We start from the raw sequence: 21887 nt of genomic DNA, 5'->3' as shown, positions 1-21887 counted from the left end.
ATGGATGATGGTTCTGAAATATTCGATGTGGTGGATTCCGAAGACAGGGTGATCGGAAAGGCCACTCGGCGGGAAGTGCATGCCAGGGGACTGTTGCACCGCTCGGTCCATATATTGGTCTTCAATGAAAAAGGCGAACTCTTTCTTCAAAAGCGCGCCATGAGTAAGGACGAAAATCCGGGGTACTGGGATACCTCAGCCGCCGGACACGTGAGTGCCGGCGATGATTACCGGGTAACCGCACACCGGGAATTGGACGAAGAGTTGGGAATCCGCGAAAACCTCAAACCGTTTTTACGCATTCAAGCCTGCGCCGAAACCTTTTGGGAGCATGTCGAATGTTACACCTGCATCACCCGCCAGCGCATCCGCATCAATCCACATGAGATCGAGGAGGGGCGTTACTGGTCCATCCGGGAAATCCAGCAAGCCCTTCAAACGGGGCGTCCTGCCTTCACCTCCAGTTTCAAGCTTCTTTTTCGCAAATACCTGGAAACGGGAATCCGTTAGTTTTCCTAAGCTATTGAATTTACTTGAGTTCAAATGGAATTCTGCGGATAATGGGAAACTGCGGGACCCAATTGGGTTCGTTGGATGGTCCTTCGAAGCATTTTGAGTTTCTTCAGTCAGTCGGCCCATGGTGGCCTTCCAAAATGCCTTTCCGGCTCCATGAAATGAATGCGCATCTCATGAACCACACCCTATGAAATCCTCAGTTTTCCTCATTTTGATTTGCTTCCTTTTGGGTTTATGGCAAGAGCCCGAGATTGCGTCCGCTCGCCAGTTGGATATTTTCAAAAGCGCAAAACCGTTCTCCATCCATTTCTTATTTTCAGGACGCATTCCCAATATTGAGAGCCTGGAAAGCAAGGAAATCGAGCCACTGATTAAACAGTTTAAAGAAGAAGAGGGACGACTCAAAACTCTGGAGGAAAAAAACCTGCTTTTCCTGGCTCTTGGTTATTTGCATTTAATCAAAAGAGATGAGGAAGAAGCCCTGAATTATTTGGAAAACAAAATTCGCGGCAACTTCATTTTGCAGGATTTAAGAATGGTGTTTGAATCGCAGGCACGAATCGAACTGGCCAAAAAAGCAAGCACAGCCGGAGACTATCCAGCGGCGATCCAGAACCTGGAAGAATCTCTGAGGATTTACCTGGATCTCCACAGAGCTTATCCCTCAAGCCCATATCAAGTCGACCTGCCACGCCTGATGGCGGAAATTGAAAAACAACTGGGTGATCTTTATTTTGAAACGAAACAATTCCACATGGCATGGCAGTTTTACCGGAAAGCGCTCATGAGGGAGTTTGTTGGCAATGAAGCACATCAGATGGTGGTGCATCTGGCACTGGCGAAAACTTACGATTCGGAACACAACCTTGAAGAGGCTTTGGATATCTATACGTTTCTACTGGATTCATACGACGACCCACAAGTGGAAAGCTCGGCTCGCGCGTTTTTAGATACCCGCCGTCAAGACATGATCAACCGCAAACTTCCTGTCCAGGCATTGGACCTCCGGTTGAACAGGACGGAGAGCCGGTCTGGTTCGGAGTCCAAACAGACTGCTCGCAAATCTCCAAACAATGGTTACCAGCACCCTCACGTCCAGGATTTTTACGCGGCTGTGAAGCAAAATGATTTTCCCGCCATATTCGATACTGCTTTCCGCATCTTGTCGGAGTATCCAGGCCTTTTTGAAGCGCGTGGGGTGATATCAAAAACCAATCAGATGGTGTTCGACTTCATCCAGAAAGGAAACGAATGGGAGGAAACCATCGATCGGATTCTTCACCTCTATCCACCGATGGAGTTGCGCCGGCTGGCGTTCCTTCTCTGGAAAAATCAGTATTCTACCCAGGCCGCCCGCGTGTATTCGGTTATTCTTGAAGAGCACCCGACGGAAGTGGAGTCCAGTCATATGGCTTTATACTTTCTGGGTCGTATTCATGAGGACCTTGGCAACAACGATCAGGCGCTCAAATTTTACCAGCAATTGCTGCAAAAATACGATTACGGCGATTACGTGCAATCCGCGGAATTCAAAATTCCATGGGTTCATCGTCTTCAGGGAAAGCTGGAGCAGGCGGAGCAGGAATTCCAGGCATTTCTTGACAGGTTCAATCCGCGAGCACCCGAATACGAATCGAACCTCTTGAGTGCATATAATTTTGTGGCCGCCTCTTATTACTGGCTCGCGCAAACACAGTCAGCCCTCAATAAGACAGATAAAAGTAAAATCACTTTACGAAAACTGGTGGAACTGCACCCCCTGAATTTTTACGCCATGCTGGCGAGGGTGGAATTGAATATGGATGCCTTGAGTTTTGTTAAAGAGGAACTCCCGTCGCCGGAAAGCCAGGCGCGGCAGCCAGGCTTGGGCGAAATGGGGCGTAAACGGCTCAAACGCGCTGAAAAGCTGATCTCCATTGGTTTTCTGGAGAAAGGCCTGAATGAGTTGGCGCAGGTGACGCATGGAAGCGAGTCCAATGCGTTTCTTCACCATTTAATAGAATTGTTTCTAAAGGCAGGTGGGTACGAGAAAACCATTGCATTATCCTGGGCCCTGTCTCTACGCAACAACCACGATTCTCTTCCCTCAAGGTTGATTGAAACCCTTTTCCCTGAAGCGTTCATGGAGAAGGCCAGGCTGGAAGCAGAGCCTTACCGTCTGGACCCTTATCTGGTACTGGCTTTGATGCGTCAGGAAAGCGCTTTCAATCCAAACGCCCACTCGTCCGCCAACGCCATGGGTTTGATGCAGTTGATTCCGCAAACGGCCAAGCGGGTGGCCCATTCATTGGGTGAGCCTACACCGGAATCGGAAGATTTGAAAAACCCTTCCTTGAATATCAAACTCGGGGTGAAATACTTGAACCACCTTCTGGAAATGTTTGGTGACAACCCTGTCTATGCGCTGGCAGCATACAATGCCGGTCCGAACAGGGTGAAGAAATGGAGGGAAATCCGTTCATCCCTTGGTGATATCGAATTCATCGAAAGTATTCCCTTCAATGAAACCCGTAATTATGTGAAAAAAGTTCTCAGGAATTTTGTGATTTACAAAAACCTGTATGAAAAGAAAAACTTCACCAGTTGGGAACAGATTCTGGCCATCCGGATGAGTCCGGCAACATCGGATAATTGAACAATGACATTTTTTGATATCGTCGTTCTCACAATTGTTTTAATCAGTGCAGCTTATTCCGCCTATCGTGGAATGGTGCGGGAGCTGTTTACTTTTGCCGGCCTGTTTTTAGGCTATGTAGTGGCGTTGAATTTTCAGGGTGAGATGGCGGAAACTTTACTGAATACTCTCGACAGTCCCACTCTTGCGCACGTTCTTGCGTTCTTCCTGTTATTCACGGGAGTGTATTTCGCAGTTTATTTTTTGGGAAAACTGCTTAAAAAGTACATTGAGAAATCAGAATCCATCTCGCGCATGGACCGCGTATGGGGTGGCGTTATAGGTGCCGTGAAGGGAGTTTTTATCATCGTTGTGGTCTTGTTCCCCTTGCAATACCTCCCTGATACCTACCGGAGCATTACAGACGATTCCTCTTTACATCCCAAGCTGGAAGAGCTTGTGGAGGTGTTCGAGGAAAACGTGGATGTCCCCAAAGAGTATATTGAAAAGTTAAACGAGACGGATCTTAAAAGCACCATGCGCGAGACTGTGGGCGAAGTCCGGGAACTGAAAGACGGAATTGAGGAAACTCTCGAGAATGGCAAGGAAAAATTCAATGAGGCCGCTGAGATGAAGGATAAGATTCAGGAAGTCTTCACGAAGGAAGACAAGGAAAAGTTAAATGAAATTCTTGATAAAATGAGTGATGACGAAAAGTAATTTGCAAATTCCCTACGGACCTGCCCATGACCATCAAAATTAATCTGAATGGAACCATTGACAACGATGCTTTTATTTCAGTACTCGACCATGGTTTTTTGTTTGGCGATAGTGTCTACGAAGTGGTTTCTACAATCGATGGACAGGTCGTTTTTCTGGCTGAACATTTACGCCGTCTCCGGCAGTCGGCCGCGGCACTGAATCTGGTTATACCTTACAGTGACACAAAGTTTGGCGAGGAAATCCACCGCACCTTGAAATCGGCGGGAAATACCGAGTCCTATGTTCGCATTATTGTTACTCGTGGGGTGGGAGAACTTGACCTCGACCCTACCTCCTGCACGTCGCCGAACGTAATCATCCTTGCCAAGGAGGCGGTGATTTATCCTCAGGAAAATTACGACAAAGGAATTCACCTCGCGTTGGTGAGCGTGAAGCGCAACCTGAAAGAATCTTTGAACCCTGAATTGAAAACCGGCAACTACCTGAACAACGTGCTGGCCAAAATGGAAGCAAACAGAACCGGAGCGGCCGATGCGTTGATGCTCAACTCCTCCGGTTACTTGACGGAATGCACCACCAGTAACATTTTTTTCGTTAAAGATGGTCGTATTTTCACTCCGTCCCTGGATTGCGGCATACTTGAAGGCATCACCCGTGAAAAAATCCTGAGGCTGGCTCGTGAAAATGGGTTCCTTGTAGAAGAAGGCGAATGGCCTCCAGAGGCCCTGGAACAGGCGGAAGAGGCTTTCATCACGGGCACGGTGAAAAAAATCATGCCGGTAACCCTCCTTAACAGCCGACCTGTCGGTAATGGCAAACCCGGGCCCACAACCAAAAAATTGATGCGTTTGTACGAGGATTTTCTCAAGCGGGTTCTGGAATGATGGGTGTGAAAATCAAGGGGGTGGAGTGGCACTTCTAATCGGATTGACAGGCGGGATCGGCTCCGGCAAAACCACCGTCGCCGGGATGTTGCAGGAACTTGGCGGATACGTAATCGATGCCGACCTGTTGTGCCGTGAGCTGGTACGTCCGGATGAGCCCGCGTGGCGCGAGATTGTAGGACATTTTGGGGATTCCATCCTCAATTCCGACCGCACGCTGAACCGCGCCAGATTGGGGGATGTGGTGTTTCGCGACCCCGCAGAAAAGCAGGTTTTGGAATCCATTCTGCACCCCCGGGTGTTCGAGGAGGAGGAACGGCGGTTTGCCGGAATCGTCCGGAACGATCCTGAGGCCCTGGTTTTTATTGATGCCGCACTCTTAATTGAATCTGGAAATTACCGTAAAGTAGATAAGGTTATTGTGGTCGCGGGTGACCGCCAAACCCAACTGGAGAATTCTCTTAAAAAAGGATTTTTGAGGCGGGAGGAAATCGAACGCCGCATTGAAAACCAGATGAAGGTGGAAGACAAACTGGCGTATGCGGATTTTATCATTCGGAACGATGGAGACCTTCAGCTCCTTAAACAGAATGTTCGCAGAGTATTCGAGGACTTGAAGGCTCTCAACAAATAAGACATGGCCCAAGAAGGCAAAGATCAAAAGGATCGGGATCCAAGTATCGGGTTGGAAGATACCGATGATATCGAACGCCTGTTAGCGGAGGAAGAGAAAAGGCAGGAGGATGAGTTAAGAAAGGCGACTCCCTTCCGAAAGGCGATCCTTTGGCTGCAGATTTACCGTGAACAGGCTCTTAAATATACGGCCGTTTCCCTGGGCGCAGTGCTGGTGTCCGGCATCGCCTATTACCTGTTTTTGATGTTCACCACCCCGGTGGTGGAAACCGATTTCACCCAGCAGGCTCGGGAAGAGGAGACCCTGCCATTTGAAAAGCCAAATGTGTATGCATTAAAACCATTTTTCCTTCCCATCACGGCCAAGAATGGGACAGAAACCGGTCAGTTTCTAAAGGTCCAGGTCAGCCTTCTGCTCAGCAATAACAAACTCGACCAGGAACTCGAAAAGGCGCTTCCCAACCTGCGCTCCGGAATTTACCGGCAATTGTCCCGCAAAACCTTGAAAGACTTCCAGAATCCCAAAAAGCCGATTAAAACCCGGTTAAAGCAGGAAATTCTGGCCATGTCCAACTCGTTTCTGGTTCGTGGGTCAGGGGTGATCACAGACGTGCTCTTCACTGAGTTTGTTGTCACTGCTTCCTGAAGGGCCCCCACTTGACAATTTCCCCTCACGGGGTATATTGAATAAGTAAAAGGCTTTGTTTAAAAGGTTTAGGATATGCCTATCACGTTTCCAGCAAACACCCAGCATGTTCTGCAAATGAGTTCCGTGGTGGAGAAGGTTCAGGTTCAACAAGCCCTTCATCTGGCACTGGACCAACTGGCGGAAGAAGAGCAGGCACGTCAGAACGAAGCCAAGCGGTTGGAAGTGCAGGACCCTGAAAACTCCAACCCCACCGATCCGGCCAACCCCGATGAGAGGGGGAATCGCCGCCGCCGCGTGCGTATCAAGAAAAGGAAGGAACCCGCCGATACGAAAGAGCCGGCCTCATCATCCACCGCCGCCCCGTCTGCAGGTATGGCAGAAAAAACGCAAGGAGTCCATCTCGACGTGGTGGCCTGAAAAAGGGATACTTCCCTGAAATGGTTTCCAGCAATTCCCAGCCCAATCTGGTCCGTATTCTTTCCCCTAAAAATGTTTCATTAAAATTCAATACAATCAAGCTGGAAGCCTTCGCAAGCATGTTCAGTCCCGGCGACACCCTTCAGGGAAAGGTGATGCAGGTTCTGCAGGGTGGACGCGCCATTGTCCAGTTTCAGGGAAAGCCGGTTTTATTGGGATCGGCCCAAAACCTGAAGCCGGGCCAGTTGCTCACTGCGAAGGTGGAACAAATCAGCCCTGAGCCGGTTTTGAAATTAATCGATTTCGGACCCACCACCTCAAGGTCGAGGACTCCCTCAACCCAAAAGGCCGGGGCCACTTCGGATGTGACAACAACTTTATCCAAACGGGCAATGCGCGAGGGGCAGTCGGGATCTTCGAGTCCCACTGCCCTTGAATCAAAAGAAACCAAAACCGGTGTTTTCAACCGAACCGGGCTGGAAGGTGCGGGGACATCAGGTAAGTCCGGTTCCGGCGCTTCCATTTCCCGGACTCCCGGGACAAACAGCCCTCATCCCGATTCTATCCAACCCGTTAAAGTGGAAACCACGTCAACTGCCAAAGCAAATCGATCCGGGCAGCAGGGCAACGCCTCAGCTTCAGTTACACGTTTGTCACCGCACGGAGAAAAAAGGGCGTCTGTGGAACCTGTTTTTTCCCGGCAAGACCTCAACCGGTTGCAAATAGATCCCCGGGGCCGGACGGTATTGCACACGGTCCGTCCTCAGGATGCGGGGACCTTGGTTGTCCAAACCCAGGGTAGGGAGGAGATGGCAATCAAACTTCCGAGTCCTTATTTATTCCGGCCCGGTGACCCAGTGGTGGTAGCGCCCCGGAAGGTTCAAAGCGGATATGTGCTGGAGGCCCGCCCCGCCGACCAGGTGATCCGCCCAGTTACCCCGTCTCTGTTAAAGCCTCTCATGACGACACAGCAACCGATCGACGAGATGGTCTCGACTCTCAAGCAGGCTGTCGATCACCCAGTCCTGTTGAGGGAATCGAAAATCGACCCGGAACTTCTGGGCAAACTACGGGATACCCTGCGCCTGCTTTCACCCTCGTCTGAAAATAAACTGGAGGCCCCGCGCATGCAGGAGATGGTGGATCGGTCAGGGATCCATTATGAAACCAAAGTGCGGAACCTGCTTTTGCAGGAAGGAGGAAACGACCGCTTTCAACGCCTCCAGTTGGACTTGAAAGGTCAATTGATGGAACTGGCGACCCGGCTGGAGGAGGCCACGCAAAAAACCGGTACTCCCTTGCGGCAGTTGCAGGATGTTCTCCAGGCGGTTCACCGTTCTGTGCAGAACATTGAGTTTCACCAGCTGTCGAACCAGTTTGCAAAGCAGGAGCAGATTCCCCAGTTGTTGCCGTTGCCGCAATCGTTGTTTGAAGGTGGGTCACAACTAAAAATCTATGTACGGCGAGACTGGGAAGGGGATTCGCAAAGCTCCGATCCGGAAAACAAATCATTCAACATGGTGTTCTTTTTAGACATGACCGCGCTTGGCCCTTTGAGGGTGGATACCAGTATGCGGCCCGAAGGACTGTCGGTTTCCATCGAAACGGAAAACCCGGTTGTGAAGACCTTCCTGGAAAACCATCTCCTGGACCTGAAAACCCGCATGCAGGAACTGGGATTTGCTATCCGCGTTTCCACGATTTTGAAGGAACAGGTGGATCGGGACCTGCCAGATCATTTGACCCAGTGGGTGATTCAGGAACCCACCCGGCTGGTGGATATTGAGACATGAACGACGAATCCCCCAAAAAGCCCAAAAGCGCTGTTTCGCTTCGCTACGATGGTGCCCGGAACACGGCCCCGGTGGTCACCGCAAAAGGGCAAGGCCTTATAGCAGAACGAATTATAGACCTTGCTCGGGAACACAACATCCCCATAAAAGAAGACCCCGACCTCGTGCAGGTCCTTTCCCAGGTTAACCTGAACCAGGAAATCCCACCGGCCATTTATCAGGTCGTTGCGGAGTTGCTGGCATTTATTTACAAAATGAACCAGGAGTACCAGCCTCCCTCCAAATGATTCGTGCCATCGCCTGATTTCATCGATTCGGTGAAAGGAACTGGACCCAGAAACCCTTGTATTTCCTTGTAAACGCGCTTGACCCCCCGTCACCTTTTTGTTATCTTTAAAAAACAATCATTTAGGCTGATCTGGCCTACGCGTTCGTGAAAAATCCGGGAGGGGCGATTCACTTTCTTTCCGGCAACGACTCCATACTCGATTCTTCGGACTTTTTTTGAGGGGAAAGGTTCGGTTCCGTGCGATTGAAACAACTCCTGATTGCGTGCGTGCTGTGTCTGTTCAGTCTGGCTGCCTCACCTGTTTGGGCGACATTTCCAGGTGAGTTCCACGAGCAGAAGGAATTCAACTTCACTGTTCCGGTGGGGTTGGAAACACAGGTCAGTTTCTGGAAGGCCATTTACAGCAAGTACACCACCCGCCAAGTTGTCATTCACGACGATGAAGACCTGAGCATCATCTACCATGTGGTTGAATTGGGAGACAATAAATCCAACCGCTATCGCCGGAGGGAAGTCCGAAAGGCCATCAACAAGTACAAAACCATCCTTCACAAACTGGCCCGGCTTAATAATTTCAACAACCTGAGTTACGAAGAAGATCGTGTGGCACGCCTGGTGAAAAAGGACTTCTACCAGGCTGCGCGTCGCATTCGCGACCAGCTGGGACAGGCCGACCGTTTTGAAGACGGCATCCGCCGGGCTGGACGTTACATGCCGGAGATCAAAAGAATCTTCAAGGAAGTGGGGGTCCCGGTTCAGTTGTCGGCTTTGCCGCATGTGGAATCTTCTTTCCAGGTTCACGCATACTCCAGTGCCGGCGCTGCGGGTGTGTGGCAGTTCACGCGAAGTACGGGGCGCCGGTTCATGAGCATCAATTACGAGGTTGACGAGCGTAAAGATCCCATCCTTGCCGCTTATGCCGCAGCGAAACTGCTCAAATACAATTACGAATCGATCGGAAGCTGGCCTTTAGCCATCACCGCCTACAACCACGGATTGCGCGGAATGACCCGTGCCAAGGCTAGACACGGCGACGACATTGTAAAAATTGTGCGGAGCTACAAAAGCCGTACCTTTGGATTTGCTTCCCGTAATTTCTTCGCTGAATTCCTGGCAGCCCTGGAAGTGAGCAGCAATCCCAACCTGTATTTTCCCAACCATGTCAGAGAAAAACCAATTCGCTACAGTACGGTCCAACTCCGGGACTACGTGAATATTTCCACCCTGGAAAAATACCTGGGTATGGACCGCGAGGAGATCGCGTTTTACAACCCGGCCCTGCGCCGTCCGGTGATCACGGGTAAAAAGCATGTCCCCAAGCATTATGTATTGAAGGCTCCTGCAGACCGGTACCCAAACCTTGCCGGACTGTATGAAGACATCCCGGAAGCGTTGAAACACAATAAACAGATGCGGTCCCGCTGGTATAAAGTCCAATGGGGGGACACTCTCATCAGTATTGCCAACCGTCTGGGCACAACGGTTTCCAAACTTAAGGAACTGAACGTCATTGGTCACCGCAACCGGATTTATCGGGGACAGGTTCTGGAAATTCCGGGCTGGAGCGATGAAAAGGTAAAAGTCACCGAAATCAAAACCGACTGGAACCAATATGACTTTCAGGTAGGCGATACGTTTCTGTACCGGGTTAAACGGCGCGACACTCTGACTCGTATTGCGAAAAAACACGGCGTTCATGTAGGCGTTTTGGCCAAGATCAACAACCTCACCAACCCACATGCCCTGCGCGTGGGCCAGAGGGTGAAAGTGCCCAAAGATCCGAACATGATCGAGGCCAAGCTGGTGGCGAAAAAGACGGAAGCGGCCAAGAAAGAAAAACTGGAGGTGACGGTTAAGCAGGTCGCAGTGAAGCCGGAGGTTTCCACGAAAAATCAAAAGGAAGAGGGCGATACGGTTCTGGCCAGCACGGGGGTTCAGGAATTCAATACGGACCGGCCGGCATTTCGCCCGATGCGTTTCATCCCCCGGATGGAAGGGGAATACCCCATTGGTATCGCCAAGGTGGACTTCGATGAAACTTTAAGCCATTTTGCAGACTGGGCCCGCATCTCGATTCGAGAGCTTCGACGGCTCAACAACCTTCGATGGAGAAGTCGGATTCATATCAATCAGACCATCAAGGTTCCTTTCCGCCGGGTGACACCGGAAGAATTTGAAACCAAGCGTCAGGAGTACCACAAGGCAATCCAGGAAGATTTCTATACCACTTACAAGGTCGAAAAGGTTTTGGTGCGAAAATTGAAAAAGGGCGACACCTTGTGGGAACTTTGCAACAATGAATATGTGATTCCGCTTTGGCTTCTGGGTTATTACAACCCGGGGAAAGACCTCAATTCCCTCCACATTGGCGAGAACATCAAAATTCCTCTCATCGCCGAAATCAAGGCGTGATTCGTGACCGTTTTTACCGGGAAACGCGGGAAAACTCCCTTAAAGCCACCTCTATGCCCGTGAGGTGCGCTTCTATTCGCTGTTTCAAGGGAAACCGCCCCGATGTCTCCATGGTGAACATATGGCGGCATCCCTGGACGTAAGCGTAAATGGCCATAGGCCAAAAATCCATTTCCTCCGGTCCCTTTAGCCGCGCAAGCAGACCCCGGTCAGCGGGCGACTCCTCAATTTCCTCGTTCTCGTCCAGAGGCATCACGAGTTCCACGGCGTCCAGAATCTTCCGTCCCAGGTCGGACACAAAATTATCCTGATCTTTCTGGTACAGGTAGTATCCGACGCTATCGACGTCTTCATGAAGCTCGAGATCAAGGTCAAACGGCCCGTTGGCGAATACGGACTTCACACACGCCACCTCCAAGGGGGGATGCTCCCATTGAAAGGCCCGGTTCAGGTCTTCTCCCGCATGATTTTCCCGGGTACCTGCTTCAAAGCCGGTTGGATTGATACACGGTATGACGTGAAATTCCCACTCGCCCAGATAGGGTTCGTAAAGTCTGCTTTCAAGAAATGTGCAGACTGCTTCCACGCCTGCGGGCTCGTCCCCATGAATTCCGGCTGAGATTAAAACCGTTTTACCGCCTCGGGTACCAAAAGTGATTTTCAATAGGGGATAGGAGGCGTTTCCGACCTCCAGGTTGCCAAGTGTGTCGATGATCGAATGGGCGGGCGCTGCTGCCCGCACCCGGTCCACCACTTGTTGATAAGAGTTTGACGTATTGAAATTCATTTATTTAATTTAACAGTTTCTTCAGCCAAAAAACGTTTATCTGAAAACTCGCATTCCTGGACAATGACGCAATGGGAACAGTTGTAGTTTTTTGCCTTGCACACGTATCGTCCCTGCATGATGAGGTAACGATGGGCATTCGGTTTCCACTTTTTTGGAACAATTTCCAAAAGCCTGGTTTCCGCTTCCACCGTATTTTTGCTGGGAGCAAGGCCGGTCCGGTTGGAAAGGCGGAACACATGCGTGTCGACGGCAATGGTGGGATGACCGAAACCTTCGTTCAACACCACGTTTGCCGTTTTGCGGCCCACACCTGGCAGGCTTTCCAGGGCTTCCCGGTTTTCGGGTACTTCACCGTCGAATTTTTCCAGAAGAATCTTACAGGTCTTAAGGATATTTTTCGCCTTGGTCGGAGCCAGGCCGATACGGCGGATGTGTTTGAGCAGACCCTTCTCACCGGCTTTAAGCATGGCGGAGGGAGTGGGATATTGAGGGAACAGGGTGGCGGTTGCGGCGTTGACGGAGACGTCCGTTGCCTGGGCGCTCAGGATAACCGCCACCAGCAATTGGAAGCGCGTTTCATATTCCAGTTCCGACTTGGCTTTGGGAAACCGACGGCTCAACTTGAGGAACAAGGTATCTGCGGTTTTGCGGTCCAAGGTCCAAAAGAAATAAGAAAGGTTTAGGGTCCCTTCCCCCCAAAAAATCTCCCAGCTTTACGGAAGGTCAGGGCGAGGGTGTGAGGTCCCGGGCACAGCGAACACCCACAAGAAAATGATAGGTGCCGTCCGAATCCCCCCGGTAACGGACCGTAACACGGATATTTTCAGGATCGTCCACCCAGGAGCCCCCACGAATCACGTGCCAGCTCTGGCGTTCCTGAGGACCCTGTGGATTGTCCCGCGGGCTGACCTCGTAATAATGGTCGGAATACCAGTCACTCACCCATTCCCACACACTTCCCAGCATGTCGTGAACACCAAAGGCATTCGCCTTCCGGGTGCCGACGGGATGCGGTTTGCGCACCGAATTGAGGTCGTACCAGACATAATCGCCGTCTATCTCCGGGCCCCAGGGGTAATCGTCCACACCACCGGCTCGGGCGGCATACTCCCATTCCGCCTCAGTGGGCAGGCGTTTCCCCCTCAGGGAACAGTATTCCTGCGCTTCTTTGAATTTGACGTGCTCGACAGGCAGGTTGTCGCCGGGGAAATAAGATGGATTTTTACCCATGACTTCGACATATTCCTTCTGCGCGGCCTCATGCCTGTCGAGGTAAAATGAATCAATGCAAACCTGGTGAACAGGCCGCTCGCGACCGTTTTTGCGTCCCACTTCGTACTCATACACGTTATTGGTTCCCATCATGAAACACCCGGTGGGGATTTTCACCATGCCTTCCGGCGGGTTTTCGGCAAGAACGGGGGTCGCGAATATAAAGAAAGTGGAAAACAGAACGATAAGGATAAAGAGCTTTTTCATGCGGTGTATTTTACTTTGGGTTCGAAAGTTGTCAAGCCATGGAAATTTCTGAATTTACTGTCATCCAGGGGATTGTAGAACCGGAGCCGATGCAACCCCGGAAACAGGAGCTGTGATGCAGTTTCCCAAACCAGTTTTCCAAACTGTATTTGCCTTCCTGGCAATGAGCCTCGCCTTTCTGACCGAGGCGGAGGCGTATTATCTCAAGAAAATTACCGTTGTGCCTGTGAAAAATGAATCCGGGTGGACCGGGGAATTTGATCCGGGGTCCCTGATTACCGATATCCTGATCAAGAAGATCGAAAAATCCCGTTTGATGGTCGTTTCTCCGGGATCTGGAAAAGGTCATGGCCTCAATCCCGGCGTCAACGCCAATGAAAAGTTTCTTAAAGGAACGTCTCAACTTATTTTGCGTGCACGCTTACTGCGGTTCAAGCCGGGGAAGAGGCCGCCCCCCCGACCCCGTCTTTCATTTGAAAAGCCCGAGAAACCGGTTGTCGGAAAGAAACTGAGGGCTCTTGCCCAACTGAAGGTGGAATTGATAAACGGATTCACCGGAAAGTCGTTCTGGAGCCATGATTACGTATACCGTTCCTTGAATGGGGATCTCGCGATGGGAGAAACCCCTGCATCCCTTGATCCATTACAAGGGGATTTTTACCGCACGGCTATGGGACAGGTTTTGGACCACACCACAAACCAGATTCTGGAGCGGGTTCTCACCTTCGCAAATAACCAAATGCTGGAGGGTCAAATCGTTGCCCTGAGTGAAAAGGAAAGCGAGCAACGGGTGTTTATGAACATAGGCAGACACAACGGTGTGGAGGTGGGTGACACGTTCCAGGTATTTCGGGTCTCCTCGGAATACAGAGACCCGTTGAATGAGGAAGATTTGGGTTATTGGTACCATAAGGTCGGAGCCATCCGCATCGCGGACGTGCAACCCGGTTTTGCCGTGGGTGTCGTACGGGCGGGAGAAAATTTCGTCCAGGGTCACATTGTGCGGGCTGCGAAATTGAATCCTTTCCCTTACTGGAAAAAGAAAAAAAGAGTGAAGGCCGTGACTCGAAAGGAAAGGGAATTACAAAAGGCTGCTGATAGGGAAAAAGCGCCGTTTGAGTCCCCGGTTCGGGAGGTCCCACATTTTCCCAATAAGGTGACGCAGTTCAATCTGCTGGATATTGTTCATTGGACCCTGGCTTATTGACTCCACTGTTTCTGGTTCTGCCAGTATTCCTGCAACGAACACACATCCAAAGAAGATTCGCGGATCGCTTTCAACGCCCCGACCAGGGCGTACGCTCCGGAAAGGGTGGTGAAGTAAGGCAGGTTTTTGGCCAGCGAGGCCCGGCGCAGGGAGAAGGAATCCTTCACTTCCTGTTCCCCAAAGGTGGTGTTGATCACAAAATCAACCTCTCCGTCCTGAATCGCATCCACAATATGCGGTGACCCTTCTTTCACTTTGCTAATGGCCGTCACCTCGAATCCACGGTCCTGCAAATACTTCGCGGTGCCCTTCGTGGCCAGCAGGCGATAGCCCTGTTCGGCCAGTCGTTTGACCACTTCCACCGTCGCAGGCTTGTCGGCATCCTTGACACTGACGAAAACCGTTCCTTTGAGAGGAAGGGGCGTCCCTGTAGCAATCTGGGACTTGGCAAACGCCTTGCCGAAACTCGTATCGAGACCCATCACTTCCCCCGTCGATTTCATTTCGGGTCCCAGCAGGACATCCACTTCCTGAAATTTAATGAAGGGAAATACCGATTCCTTCACCGCGATATGCGGTACCACCGCTTCCTGAGTAAAGTTGAGATCCTTGAGCGACTTTCCCGCCATCACCCGGGCGGCGAGCTTGGCCAGGGGAATGCCGATGGCCTTGCTGACAAACGGTACAGTGCGGGACGCGCGCGGGTTCACTTCCAGAACAAAAATATCCTTGTCCTTGATGGCGAACTGGATGTTGAGAAGCCCGATCACCTGCAACTCACGTGCGAGCGCCCTGGTCTGGGTCTTGATCTCGTCGATGACCTCTGCCTGGATGGAGAACGGCGGCAGGGAGCAGGCGCTGTCGCCGGAATGGATCCCAGCTTCCTCGATGTGTTCCATGACTCCACCGATGACCACATCCGTCCCGTCGGAGATGGCATCGACATCCACCTCGGTAGCATTTTCGAGAAAATCGTCGATGAGGATGGGGTGCTCAGGGGAAGCTTTGACGGCGTGCTTCATGTAGCGGTCCAGAGATTCCTGCGTGTACACTATTTCCATGGCCCTTCCTCCCAGCACATACGACGGCCGCACCACCACCGGGTAGCCGATGTCGTCAGCAATCTTTTTTGCCTCAGCAAACGAGGTTGCGGTGCCGTTATTCGGTTGCTTGAGGCCCAGTTTGTCGAGAACGGCCTTGAAGCGCTCGCGGTCTTCCGCACGGTCGATGTTATCCGGACTGGTGCCGATGATGGGAACCCCCGCCTCCCACAAGGACACGGCCAGTTTCAATGGGGTCTGCCCGCCGAACTGCACGATGACGCCGTCGGGCTTCTCCACCCGAACGATATGCATGACGTCTTCAAGTGTCAGCGGTTCAAAGTACAGGCGGTCGGAAGTGTCGTAATCAGTGCTCACGGTCTCCGGATTGCAATTGACCATGATCGTCTCGTATCCATCTTCTTTCAGCGCGAAAGCGGCATGCACACAACAGTAATCGAATTCGATGCCCTGACCGATGCGATTGGGTCCACCCCCGAGAATCATGATTTTTTTCCGGTCGGTTGGAGCGGCCTCGCATTCCTCCTCATAGGTAGAATAGAGGTAGGGGGTGTGTGCTTCGAATTCGGCACCGCAGGTATCGACGCGTTTGTATACGGGGAAGAGGTTGAATTCAGCACGTCGTGCTGAGATATCGGCTTCTTTGCATCTCAACAGCCTTGCCAGATACAGGTCGGAGAACCCGTATTGCTTTGCCTGTCGCAAGGTCGACTCGTCCAGAGCATCACAGTCATTAAAGCGTTGCAGGGATTTCTCGAATTCGATGATTTCGTTCATGTTGTGGAGGAACCAGGGATCGATTCCGGTCAACCCGTAAATTTCATCGATGGAAAGACCCCGGCGAAGCGCCGCCGCCACATGCCACAGCCGGTCCCAGTGCGGCAGGGCCAGCATTTTTTTCAATTCCTCGTGGTCCTCGATGGGCTGGTGCTGGACCTCCTGCTTTGATTCGAAGTTTTCCTCAAGTCCACAAATCCCGATTTCCAGAGAACGCAAAGCTTTCTGCAGGGCTTCTTTGAAGGTGCGGCCGATCGACATGGCTTCGCCTACCGATTTCATCTGTGTGGTGAGCAGGGGAGGGGTTTTGAAAAATTTCTCAAACGTGAAGCGGGGGACCTTCACCACGCAGTAGTCGAGAGTCGGTTCAAAGGAAGCCGGGGTTTCCCGGGTGATGTCATTCTGAATTTCATCCAGGGTGTAACCAACCGCCAGTTTCGCCGCGATTTTGGCTATGGGAAAGCCTGTGGCTTTCGAGGCCAGCGCGGAACTGCGCGACACGCGAGGATTCATCTCGATCACGATCATTTCGCCGGTCTTGGGGTCGATGGAGAACTGGATGTTGGAACCGCCGGTTTCGACTCCGATCTCACGGATGATGTCGATGGCGGCATTGCGCATGATCTGGTATTCCTTGTCTGTCAAGGTTTGTGCCGGAGCGACGGTGATGCTGTCCCCGGTATGAATCCCCATCGGGTCGAAGTTTTCGATGGAACAGACGATCACCACGTTGTCGCGGATATCCCGCATGACCTCGAGTTCATATTCCTTCCAGCCGATGAGGGATTTTTCAATCAGCACGGTGTGCGTGGGGCTGGCATACAATCCGCGTTTCACCAAAGTTTCGAACTCCGCCTCGGTCTCTGCCACGCCGCCGCCGGAGCCGCCCAGTGTGAACGAGGGACGGATGATGGCGGGAAACCCGGTGCCTTGCACGATGTCCCACGCCTCTAGTATGGAGGTGGCAAAGCCACTGGGTGCGGATTGCAAACCGATCTTTTCCATCGCCTGCTTGAACAGACTGCGGTCCTCGGCCTTGTTGATGGTCTGCACGTTGGCGCCGATCATCTCCACTTCGTACCGGTCGAGGACCCCACGTTCGGCCGCCGCGAGTGCGGTGTTGAGTCCCGTCTGCCCTCCCATGGTGGGAAGCAGGGCGTCGGGGCGTTCTCTGGCAATGATCCGCTCGACCACGTCCGGTGTCACCGGCTCGATATAAGTCCGATGTGCGAATTCGCGGTCGGTCATGATGGTGGCCGGATTGCTGTTGAGCAGGATGACCTCGTAGCCTTCTTCTTTGAGCGCCTTGCAGGCCTGAGTGCCGGAATAGTCGAATTCGCAGGCCTGCCCGATGATGATGGGCCCGGCCCCGATGATCATGATTCGTTTCAGGTCGGTTCGTTTTGGCATCAGTCGCGGTAAATATCCCTCACGTCCACGTTGTGGTAGCGCTCCCACTTGAGGCTCATGTAGGCAAGTTGTTTCATGAGTGAAAGCCGCCGGGCACGGTGACCAATGCGGATTTTATTTGTTTCCAATTCATCCATCCTGTTCTGAAGTTCGTAAAATCGAATTTCCAACTGGAGTTTTTCCGCATTGAGGCTTTCAATCTTTTGGCTTAGTTTCTCTTTTTCTTTTCCGAATCGGTGCCGTCTCGCTTGACTACCAGTATTCCGATTTTGCGGGTGAATCCGTCGATATCTTTTTTTAAGGAAAACCATTCCTTATTCATTTTTTTAAGAGTTTTATGGTCCTGTTTTTCTTCAGCAATGACGGGTTTCACCTTGGACAGGATGTATTTGTATGTGGCCCGTGGATGATGACAGAAATTTTCTGTAAAAAAATACTGTTTTCGGAAGGGAAGGATGCGTGCTTCGAACACATCCTCCTTGTTGAAAAACAGTTTTCCTTCATCCTCCTTCACAACCAGCTTTTCATCTTCAAACAGATCGAGCACCACCACATGTCCCTTTCCGGACTTTTTCATCAGGAACAAACTATGGCGGCTTGCTTTCAATCCCTCGCACAACTCCTGTTCGTCACCGGAAATTTCGTCCGGGCGGTTCTCCATGAATCTGTGCAATGGAGTTTCACTGCCATTGATCGGACGGTCAAATACAAACCATTCCAGGAACAAACCCATTCGCGCTTCATACGATTTGTCGTCCTCGAAAATTTCACCCGACATGGCCTGATATTCTTTCTTGGCCTGGTAGATATCGTTCATCGGGTGCGACTGGGTGATGTTTTCAATCAATTTGTTGAGTGTTTCCCGGATCATGAAGCCTGTTTCATCATGTTTACAAACCGTTCAAAAAGATGGGATGAATCCTGCGGGCCCGGGGCGGCTTCCGGATGGTACTGCACCGAAAACACGGGCAGGGATTTATGACGGATGCCTTCGACGGTCCTGTCATTGAGGTTGAGGGAGATGATCTCGACATCGGGTTGTGCGGTCGCTGCGTCCACCGCAAACCCGTGGTTCTGTGAAGTGATCTCTACCTTTTTTGTTTCCGAGTCCATGATGGGCTGATTGCCGCCGTGATGACCGAAGCGCAGTTTGTACGTGCTACCACCGAGCGCGAGATTCAAAATCTGGTGCCCAAGACAGATGCCGAAGATTGGCACTTTGCCGATGAGCGACCGTACAGTGTCGATGGCATAGGTCACCGCCGCTGGGTCACCGGGTCCATTGCTCAAAAACACACCGTCGGGTTTGAATTTCAGAATCTCCTCGGCCGTGGTGGTTGCGGGCACGACAGTCACACGGCATCCGCTCTGTGTGAGCTGGCGCAGAATGTTGTATTTGATACCCAGGTCCAGGGCTACCACGAAATAAGGCTTCGCTCCGGCCCTGCGTTCGAAGCGGGTGTACCCTTTCCGCAGGTCCCAGTCGCCTTCCTCCCAGATGTAGGGTTGCTCGCAGGTCACCTCTTTGACCAGGTCGCGCCCGACCATCTGCGGTGCCTCCTTTGCCTTCTCAACCAATGCCGCAGGATTCGATCCATTGCTGGAAATAACAGCCCTCTGCGCACCTTTTTCTCGGATATGCCGGGTGAGGGCGCGGGTGTCGAGTCCCTGGAGTCCCACCACTCCGTGCCGTTTCAAAAATGCGTCCAGCGTTTCAGTCGACCGCCAGTTACTGGGAATGCCGCTCAGTTCCTTTATGATGAAGGCGGACAGGTACGGACGATCCGATTCATAATCTTCCGGATTGATGCCGTAGTTGCCGATCAGCGGATAAGTCATCACCACCATCTGGCCGCAATAGGAAGGATCGGTCAACACTTCCTGGTAACCCGCCATGCTGGTGTTGAACACCACCTCGGCGGTGACTTCTTTTTCCGCGCCGAACATCCTGCCGCGGAAAATCCGTCCGTCTTCCAATGCGAGAATCGCTTCCATTATTGAGAAACCCTTATGCGGTCATGATGGATTGGAATAAACCACCTTGCCGCGATAGATGGTGTGCCGAACCTGGCCCTTCACCTGCCAGTCGTGAAAAGGGGAGTTTTTGCTTTTGGATTTAAACTTCATTGCATCCACTGTATACTCTGCGTCCGGATCAAAGATGGTGATGTCCGCGTCCTTACCTTCACTCAAAGTTCCCTTGTCGAGACGGAACACCTCCGCCGGTCGCGATGTCAGCTTCTCCACCACCTGCGGCAGGGTGAGGACTTTTTCCTCCACCAGCTTGAGGCTCAGGGGCAGGGCGGTTTCCAGTCCCACCACACCGAAACAGGCGTGCGAGTACTCAACCTGCTTGTCCACCACGTCATGCGGCGCGTGGTCGGTTGCGATCATGTCAATGGTGCCATCGGCCAATCCTTCCTTGATGCGCTCGATGTCGCGATCAGACCTCAACGGCGGGCTCATTTTGGTGTTGGTGTCGTAGCCGCGCACGGCGGTATCCGTCAGCATGAAATGATGGGGCGCCACTTCCGTAGTCACAGGCAGGCCCTGTTTCTTTGCCTGTCGGACCAGTTCCACCGAATTGCCGCTGCTGATGTGCGCGACGTGGAGCCGTCCTCCGGTTTTCTCCAGCAGGGCGATGTCGCGATAAACCATGATGTCTTCCGCTTCGTGCGGCATGCCACTCAGCCCCAGTTCGGTAGAAATCGCGCCCTCGTGCATGCATCCGCCTTTGGTCAGGTCGAGGATTTCGCTGTGCTGAATGAGGAGCAGGTCACACATGCGGCTGTATTCGAATGCCCGTCGCATGAGCTGATTGCTCATCACAGGCCGGCCGTCGTCAGACAAAGCCACCGCTCCCGCGTCCTTCAGGTCCTTCATGTCCGTCAATTCCTCGCCCTTGAGTCCTTTGGTGATGGCGCCGATGGGCAGAGCATTGATGATGCCGTGTGTCCGCGCCTGCGCCAGCATGAACTCGGTGACCGACCGCGTGTCGTTGACGGGATTGGTATTCGGCATCATGGCGACGGTGGTGAATCCCCCGGCGGCGGCAGACTCGCATCCCGTCTGGATCGTCTCCTTGTATTCAAAGCCCGGCTCCCGGAAATGCACGTGCATATCGAGAAAACCCGGTGTGACCACACAGCCTTTGGCGTCGATTTCCTTCGCCCCGTCGGTTTCGGCTTTTGAGAGCTTGCCCTGCGGTGCGACCTTCAGGATGCGGCCTTTTTCCACCAGCACGTCAAACTGGCCGTCGCGATGGTTGGCGGGATCGATCACCCGTCCGTTTTTAATGAGCAGCTTCATCACCGCCTCCCATAAGAAGAAACATGAGGGCCATGCGCACGGCGACGCCGTTGTTGACCTGGTGGAGAACGACCGAATGGCGGCTTTCCAATACGTCGAGGGCGATTTCCACGCCGCGGTTGACGGGACCCGGGTGCATGATCAATACATCCTTTCTGGCTTTTTTCAGTTTGTCCTGTGTCAGGCAGAACAGGTTCGCGTATTCACGGATACTGGAAAACAGGTGCTGTTTCTGACGCTCCATCTGGATACGCAGCATCATGATGACGTCGGCGTCCTCCACAGCATCGGCGAGATTGTACGACACCCGCACGCCCAGCTTCTCGATACCCACCGGCATCATGGTGGGGGGTCCTACCAGCGTCACGTTCATGCCGCATTTATTCATGGCGTGGATGTTCGACCGCGCCACGCGGCTGTGCGCGATGTCACCGACGATGAGCACGTTCAACCCGTCCAGTTTCTTCACCCGCTGGCGGATCGTGAGCAGGTCCAAAAGAGCCTGTGACGGATGCTCGTGCTGACCGTCGCCGGCGTTGATGACGGGTGTCTTGATGTGCGACGCGATCATGTGCGGCACGCCCGACTCCGAATGGCGCACCACCAGAAGGTCCGGGCTCATCGCTTCCAGATTGTAGGCTGTGTCGAGCAGACTTTCGCCTTTCACCGTACTGCTGGTGGAGCCGGAGATGTTGATGACGTCGGCGCTCATGCGCTTGCCTGCTATTTCAAACGATGTTCGGGTGCGCGTGCTGGGCTCGAAAAACAGGTTGATGACGGTGCGGCCGCGCAGGGTGGGGACCTTTTTGATCGGGCGCGTCGAGACTTCGCGGAACGATTCCGCCGTATCGAGGATCAGGTGTATGTCCTCCTGTGTCAGCGATTCGGTTCCCAGAATGTCCCTGCAACTCAATCCCGTCATCG

Annotated in this window: 21 protein-coding genes and 1 pseudogene; 12 read left to right on the top strand and 10 right to left on the bottom strand. The window is 52.4% G+C overall.

Translation table 11 applies throughout. From position 1 onward, the window contains the following. From TX82_RS11065 to TX82_RS17305, 8 genes and pseudogenes are all read left to right on the top strand, one after another. Nucleotides 1-510, top strand: a complete 510-nt coding sequence (locus tag TX82_RS11065) for an NUDIX hydrolase (protein ID WP_005010461.1) — start codon at nucleotides 1-3, stop codon at nucleotides 508-510. A gap of 193 nt (nucleotides 511-703) precedes the next feature. Next, nucleotides 704-3151: a lytic transglycosylase domain-containing protein gene (locus TX82_RS11060; RefSeq protein WP_005010459.1), complete on the top strand. Its 2448-nt coding sequence runs from the start codon at nucleotides 704-706 to the stop codon at nucleotides 3149-3151. A 3-nt stretch (nucleotides 3152-3154) separates the two neighbouring features. Beyond that, nucleotides 3155-3850: a CvpA family protein gene (locus TX82_RS11055; protein WP_005010457.1), complete on the top strand. Its 696-nt coding sequence runs from the start codon at nucleotides 3155-3157 to the stop codon at nucleotides 3848-3850. Nucleotides 3851-3876: 26 nt separating this feature from the next. After that, on the top strand, nucleotides 3877-4737 hold the full coding sequence (locus tag TX82_RS11050) for an aminotransferase class IV (RefSeq protein ID WP_005010455.1): 861 nt from the start codon (nucleotides 3877-3879) through the stop codon (nucleotides 4735-4737). Nucleotides 4738-4762: 25 nt separating this feature from the next. Further along, entirely contained in the window at nucleotides 4763-5371 is a 609-nt protein-coding gene (gene coaE / locus TX82_RS11045; RefSeq protein ID WP_005010453.1) for a dephospho-CoA kinase, read from the top strand. Between the two features lie 3 nt (nucleotides 5372-5374). Further along, nucleotides 5375-6016, top strand: a complete 642-nt coding sequence (locus TX82_RS11040; RefSeq protein WP_005010450.1) for a flagellar basal body-associated FliL family protein — start codon at nucleotides 5375-5377, stop codon at nucleotides 6014-6016. A 75-nt stretch (nucleotides 6017-6091) separates the two neighbouring features. Further along, complete coding sequence (locus TX82_RS11035; protein ID WP_005010448.1) at nucleotides 6092-6436, top strand: hypothetical protein; 345 nt, start codon at nucleotides 6092-6094, stop codon at nucleotides 6434-6436. Nucleotides 6437-6456: 20 nt separating this feature from the next. Further along, a pseudogene (locus TX82_RS17305) lies at nucleotides 6457-6666 on the top strand (hypothetical protein); the annotation flags it as partial. Here TX82_RS17305 and TX82_RS16340 read toward each other — a convergent pair. After that, a complete protein-coding gene (locus TX82_RS16340; RefSeq protein ID WP_042251106.1) occupies nucleotides 6630-6959 on the bottom strand; it encodes a hypothetical protein in 330 nt (109 codons plus the stop codon). The pseudogene TX82_RS17305 and the gene TX82_RS16340 overlap by 37 nt on opposite strands. A 436-nt stretch (nucleotides 6960-7395) precedes the next feature. Between TX82_RS16340 and fliK the strand changes: the two genes are divergently transcribed. The 3 genes from fliK (at nucleotide 7396) to TX82_RS11015 (ending at nucleotide 10930) form a co-directional block, all read left to right on the top strand. Beyond that, on the top strand, nucleotides 7396-8229 hold the full coding sequence (fliK, locus tag TX82_RS16335) for a flagellar hook-length control protein FliK (protein WP_187291957.1): 834 nt from the start codon (nucleotides 7396-7398) through the stop codon (nucleotides 8227-8229). After that, nucleotides 8226-8516, top strand: coding sequence for an EscU/YscU/HrcU family type III secretion system export apparatus switch protein (locus TX82_RS11020; protein WP_005010444.1), 291 nt, complete (start codon nucleotides 8226-8228; stop codon nucleotides 8514-8516). The genes fliK and TX82_RS11020 overlap by 4 nt, the downstream gene beginning before the upstream one ends. 239 nt (nucleotides 8517-8755) lie before the next feature. Next, nucleotides 8756-10930, top strand: a complete 2175-nt coding sequence (locus TX82_RS11015; RefSeq protein ID WP_005010437.1) for a LysM peptidoglycan-binding domain-containing protein — start codon at nucleotides 8756-8758, stop codon at nucleotides 10928-10930. A gap of 13 nt (nucleotides 10931-10943) precedes the next feature. Here the strand turns inward: TX82_RS11015 and TX82_RS11010 are convergent, their stop codons facing one another. From TX82_RS11010 to TX82_RS11000, 3 genes are all read right to left on the bottom strand, one after another. Next, nucleotides 10944-11717, bottom strand: a complete 774-nt coding sequence (locus TX82_RS11010; protein ID WP_005010434.1) for a M14 family metallopeptidase — start codon at nucleotides 11715-11717, stop codon at nucleotides 10944-10946. Continuing rightward, entirely contained in the window at nucleotides 11714-12376 is a 663-nt protein-coding gene (gene nth, locus TX82_RS11005) for an endonuclease III (RefSeq protein ID WP_005010432.1), read from the bottom strand. The genes TX82_RS11010 and nth overlap by 4 nt, the downstream gene beginning before the upstream one ends. Before the next feature lie 67 nt (nucleotides 12377-12443). Next, complete coding sequence (locus tag TX82_RS11000) at nucleotides 12444-13199, bottom strand: formylglycine-generating enzyme family protein (protein WP_005010430.1); 756 nt, start codon at nucleotides 13197-13199, stop codon at nucleotides 12444-12446. A gap of 115 nt (nucleotides 13200-13314) precedes the next feature. Between TX82_RS11000 and TX82_RS10995 the strand changes: the two genes are divergently transcribed. Beyond that, complete coding sequence (locus TX82_RS10995; protein WP_005010428.1) at nucleotides 13315-14406, top strand: FlgT C-terminal domain-containing protein; 1092 nt, start codon at nucleotides 13315-13317, stop codon at nucleotides 14404-14406. Here TX82_RS10995 and carB read toward each other — a convergent pair. The 6 genes from carB to TX82_RS10970 are packed head-to-tail and all read right to left on the bottom strand — an operon-like array spanning nucleotide 14400 to nucleotide 21885. After that, complete coding sequence (carB, locus tag TX82_RS10990) at nucleotides 14400-17654, bottom strand: carbamoyl-phosphate synthase large subunit (RefSeq protein ID WP_005010427.1); 3255 nt, start codon at nucleotides 17652-17654, stop codon at nucleotides 14400-14402. The two genes, TX82_RS10995 and carB, sit on opposite strands and share 7 nt — an antisense overlap. Then, nucleotides 17654-17824 (bottom strand): hypothetical protein, encoded by a 171-nt coding sequence (locus tag TX82_RS16330; RefSeq protein ID WP_005010426.1) that lies wholly within the window; start codon nucleotides 17822-17824, stop codon nucleotides 17654-17656. The genes carB and TX82_RS16330 overlap by 1 nt, the downstream gene beginning before the upstream one ends. 38 nt (nucleotides 17825-17862) lie before the next feature. Continuing rightward, complete coding sequence (locus TX82_RS10985; protein ID WP_005010425.1) at nucleotides 17863-18525, bottom strand: DUF7986 domain-containing protein; 663 nt, start codon at nucleotides 18523-18525, stop codon at nucleotides 17863-17865. Next, complete coding sequence (carA, locus tag TX82_RS10980; RefSeq protein WP_005010422.1) at nucleotides 18522-19649, bottom strand: glutamine-hydrolyzing carbamoyl-phosphate synthase small subunit; 1128 nt, start codon at nucleotides 19647-19649, stop codon at nucleotides 18522-18524. The genes TX82_RS10985 and carA overlap by 4 nt, the downstream gene beginning before the upstream one ends. Nucleotides 19650-19670: 21 nt before the next feature. Further along, the gene (locus TX82_RS10975; RefSeq protein ID WP_005010420.1) at nucleotides 19671-20963 is read right to left on the bottom strand and encodes a dihydroorotase; all 1293 of its coding nucleotides are present in this window, start codon (nucleotides 20961-20963) and stop codon (nucleotides 19671-19673) included. Beyond that, nucleotides 20947-21885, bottom strand: a complete 939-nt coding sequence (locus tag TX82_RS10970) for an aspartate carbamoyltransferase catalytic subunit (RefSeq protein WP_005010418.1) — start codon at nucleotides 21883-21885, stop codon at nucleotides 20947-20949. The genes TX82_RS10975 and TX82_RS10970 overlap by 17 nt, the downstream gene beginning before the upstream one ends. Between the last annotated feature and the right edge of the window lie 2 nt (nucleotides 21886-21887).

Source organism: Nitrospina gracilis 3/211 (assembly GCF_000341545.2).
Classification (GTDB): domain Bacteria; phylum Nitrospinota; class Nitrospinia; order Nitrospinales; family Nitrospinaceae; genus Nitrospina; species Nitrospina gracilis.
Note: the sequence above shows the minus strand (reverse complement) of the source record. Positions and strands in the feature narration are given on the sequence as shown.